Origin of the sequence: Luteolibacter pohnpeiensis (genome assembly GCF_016595435.1) — a bacterium.
GTDB classification, from domain to species: Bacteria; Verrucomicrobiota; Verrucomicrobiia; order Verrucomicrobiales; family Akkermansiaceae; genus Luteolibacter; species Luteolibacter pohnpeiensis.
This window is the reverse complement of the sequence record NZ_JAENIJ010000076.1, coordinates 1-3,929: the sequence shown is the minus strand read 5'-3', so window position 1 is coordinate 3,929 and position 3,929 is coordinate 1. Positions and strand designations below refer to the sequence as shown.

The following is a 3,929-nucleotide window of genomic DNA, read 5'->3' as shown; positions in this document are numbered from 1 at the left end:
AAATCCGGGATCGGCAAGAGCCATGCGCTGGCATCGCTGCTGCGAAAGCTCGAGCAACCGTTCCTCTGGTGGAGTGGCACCGAAGCCCGCGATGCAGCAATCGAAGCGGCTACCGCCGAGAAAGACCGGGAAGGGTGCAAGCGCCGCTGGCAGCAAGGCTCGACGATTTCAATTCTTGTCCTGGACGACATCAGCCAAGGGCGAATGACGGAGGCATGGAGCGCGAAGCTCTTCGACCTGTTAGAGACGCGGATGGGAGCAAAGCTGCCGACGTTCTGGAGCAGTCAAATCGACCTGCCAAAGCTGCGGGAAAAGATCGTCCGCCAGAACGGCGGAGACACCGCGCAATCCGAAGCCATCAGCCGACGGCTATCGCAACATTCAATGATTCTCAGGGCCTGAAGAAAGTTTTGATAGACCTCGGGAAATTTTAAAAAATGGATAACGAAAAGACCACAGATCAGTCAGTCGATACACTTTTAGTCAGTTCGGAAAAAGAAATTTCATTCGCTCAAACCCTTACAGATATTAGGATTCAGCGCGGATACTCGGTCCCCGAAATGAAATCGATTTTGTGTCGTGTGTCGCGTGTCACGATTCATCGCTGGCTATCTGGCAGGCAGGTTCCAGAGGCAGAAACCCAGCAATGGGCGATCGAACGGTTATCCGACCCGAGGAACCCACCGAGCGAGCGGGTGCAGAATGATATGTTCCGCCTTCACAACCTCACCTGGGACAAATCCAAGGAGCAATGGAAGCTGAGGATCACCTTCAACATCGGCACCAAGGTTGTCGGAAAGAGGGAATCCATCCCGCTACCAACCCGCGATCCGGACATGGCGATCTTTGGCCGCTCAGTCGCTCTGGCGATGGCGAAGAAGCTCAAACTGAAGGTCGACTGCCGGAAACAGAAGAGAAAATGAATCGAATGTGGATAACTTGTTAATAAATTTAGAAAATGTGCATAAGCTGTGAATACCTGTGAATAACTCACCCTGCCACAGGTTGATTTGAAAATGTTCGAGTGAACATAGGAGAGTCCTTGCGCGACAAGCCATCGGGTGATTTCGTCCCTGAAAGCACCCCATCACATGAGCACAACTGAAGATCCAACCCGCGTCATGGTCGACATCGAGACCATGGGAAACACTCCTGGCTCCATTATCCTGACGCTTGGTGCGGTGAAATTCAGTTCGGCTGGAATCACTGATACCTTTTACCGGCGGATTGACCCGGAAAGCTGCGAGCGGTTTGGCCTGAAGCCGGATGTATCGACGATTCTCTGGTGGTTCAAACAACCTGACGAAGCTCGTCTGGAAATCACGAAACCCGGCGTTGAGCTTTCCCAGGCACTCACGGAGTTTGGCGAGTGGCTTGGTGATCCGGTGGTTGAGATTTGGGGAAACGGAGCGGCGTTCGATAATACGGTGCTTGCTGCGGCATATAGAGCCTGTGAGCTTTCGTTGCCTTGGAGATACAGTCGGGATCGCTGCTATCGCACCATGAAGGCCATGCACCCTGAGGTTGCGGTTCCAGATCGGGTGGGCACTCATCATAATGCGCTGGATGACGCTATGAACCAAGCGCTCCACTTGATCGAGATCTTCAAAAAGCTCTCGATCGATTGTTGATCTGCTTCGGCCATTTGGTGTGACGGGGACCACTGGCGCTCGTTGTCGGTCCCGGTAGTTCGGAGAATTCTCTGGCATGGAGAGTTCAAAAGAACAGTTTTTGCCGGAAGTAAAATGCAGTCACAAGGAGCTGCTTGATCCCTCATCGCTCACGCCGCATCCGCGCAATCCGAATAAGCACGGGCAGAAGCAGATTGAAATGCTGGCCCGCATCATCCGGCATCAGGGGTGGCGGAATCCGATCGTGGTTTCGGCGCGAAGCGGGTTTGTGATCGCAGGGCATGGGAGGCTTGAGGCGGCGTTGCTGCTCGGGCTTTCGCAGGTGCCGGTGGACGTGCAGGAGTTTGCGAGCGAAGCTGACGAATGGGCGCACTTGGTGGCGGACAACCGGATTGCCGAGCTGGCGGATATGGACAAGGACGGGTTGGGGGACTTGCTGCGAGATCTGGGCGAGGTGGACGACTTCGACCTCGAGCTGACCGGTTTCGATGCCACGGAGCTGGACCAGATGCTTTCCGATGAAACCCAGGCGGATGACATCGCGGAAGACGAGGATGCTTCGGAAAATGCCTGCCTGCTCAAGTTTGACGGGCTGTCGATTCCAGTCACGGAAGCGGAACGGGTGGCACTTCGTCGCCAGATCGATCAACACGCGGAAGCGACCGGCTCCTACTTTGGATTCGTTCGTCAACTCCTGGCCCTCGAAGACGATGTTTGAGGCAAACTATCCCATCGACCGGCTCAAACCGGCGTCCTACAACCCGAGGCGGATCAGCGAGACGGAGTTTGCGAAGCTACGCGAAAGCATCCGTGCGCTTGGCGCGGTCAAACCGGTGATCGTTTCGCAGGGGACCATCATCGCCGGGCACCAACGCACCAAAGCCATGCGGGCCGAAGGACTCGAGAACACGGCGGTGCATTTGTTAGGCCCGGTATCGGTGACGGAGGAAATCCGCTTCAACCAGATCCACAACGGATCCGACCTCGACGAATCCGACGAATTGAAGGTGCGGGTGCCTGCCATGGATTGCGGTTGGCAGATCGTGCCGGCACGGGAGATCCGGGTTGGAAATCCTCTGGCTCGGGGAGCGATCCGAAGGAAAGAAATCCTCCGTCTTCTGGCCAAACATGGACCGTGGGGCGGGGCGGTTGCGTTGCCGGATGGTCGGGTGATTTCCTCGGCTGACTATGCCGCGTGCTGTCAGCAATTGGGCATGCCGCTGCATCTGATGGTGATTCCTGCCGACCTCGAGGACGTGGCGAAGCGCTACCTTTCCGCGTCCTACGGCGTCTATTCCTATGACCATTTGCCGCGCACGACCTGGGCACAAGCCTTGGCGCAAATGAACCGGCTGAATGGCGGGGGCAATCGTGAGCTTAGAAGCCGGACCTACGAGCACGCGGTGCTGCCGCATGTGACGAAGAAGGAGAGGATCCTCGACTTCGGCGCGGGCAAGCTGGCTTACGTGAAGCGTCTGAGCGCGGCGAGCTATCAGATCCGCGGCTTGGAGTTTTACCTGCAGCGAAACGGCAAGATCGCGTTCGGGGAAGTGCAACGCCACATCGATCGAGTGCTCGAGGATTTGCGAACCCACGGCCCTTACGACGTGGTGGTGTGCGACTCGGTGCTCAACAGTGTGGACTCGGTCGCAGCCGAGGAAGCGGTGCTGCTCACGCTATCCACGCTTTGCCGGAAAGGCGGCAAGGTGATCTTTAGCGGTCGCAGTCTGGATTCGGAGCTGACCCGGCTGAACAACAAGACGTGCGTTGAGAAGACTCACACGCGCCGTCAGGTGAACTTCCTCGATGGCGAACGGATCTCGGCGATCTATTCGCGGGGAGTCTGGCGCTATCAGAAGTTCCATGGAATCGAGCACATCCGGGAGTTGACCGAGCGATTCATCGGCAAGCGTTACGAGATCCGCGATGCGGAAGGACGTGAGTTGAAGAGCGGACCAATCCGGACCACGGGCTGGTCAGTGGTGGCGATCAACGAGCGGCCGTCATCGGCTGACGATCTCGAGAAGGGGCTGAGGTTTGAATTCAACCTGCCGTTACCCGGTGGCAAGCGCTACGGGCGAGGTGACGACATTGTGGCGGCTGTTCCATGGTTGAGGGGAGAAGAGGCATGAGCACGAACGGGCGACCAAAGATGGAGTTCGATCTGAGTGAGGTCGAAAAGCTGGGGATGCTGGGAGCGACGGCCGCCGAGATGGCGGCGTGGTTTGGCTGCGCGACGCGGACGATTGAGCGGCGGATGTCGCGCAAGGATGGGGAGTTTTGTCGGTCCTATGAAAA

Annotated in this window: 5 protein-coding genes; all 5 read left to right on the top strand. The window is 57.1% G+C overall.

Annotated elements, in window-relative coordinates:
- On the top strand, positions 1-402 hold a 402-nt coding region (locus JIN85_RS19875; RefSeq protein WP_200274131.1), incomplete at its 5' end, for a hypothetical protein.
- 158 nt (positions 403-560) lie between these two features.
- Positions 561-923 (top strand): hypothetical protein, encoded by a 363-nt coding sequence (locus JIN85_RS19870; protein ID WP_200274129.1) that lies wholly within the window; start codon positions 561-563, stop codon positions 921-923.
- A gap of 168 nt (positions 924-1,091) precedes the next feature.
- Entirely contained in the window at positions 1,092-1,631 is a 540-nt protein-coding gene (locus JIN85_RS19865) for a 3'-5' exonuclease (RefSeq protein WP_200274127.1), read from the top strand.
- 76 nt (positions 1,632-1,707) lie between these two features.
- Positions 1,708-2,349 (top strand): ParB/Srx family N-terminal domain-containing protein, encoded by a 642-nt coding sequence (locus JIN85_RS19860; protein ID WP_200274125.1) that lies wholly within the window; start codon positions 1,708-1,710, stop codon positions 2,347-2,349.
- Positions 2,342-3,763, top strand: a complete 1,422-nt coding sequence (locus tag JIN85_RS19855; protein WP_200274123.1) for a ParB N-terminal domain-containing protein — start codon at positions 2,342-2,344, stop codon at positions 3,761-3,763. The genes JIN85_RS19860 and JIN85_RS19855 overlap by 8 nt, the downstream gene beginning before the upstream one ends.
- The last annotated feature ends 166 nt before the right edge of the window (positions 3,764-3,929 follow it).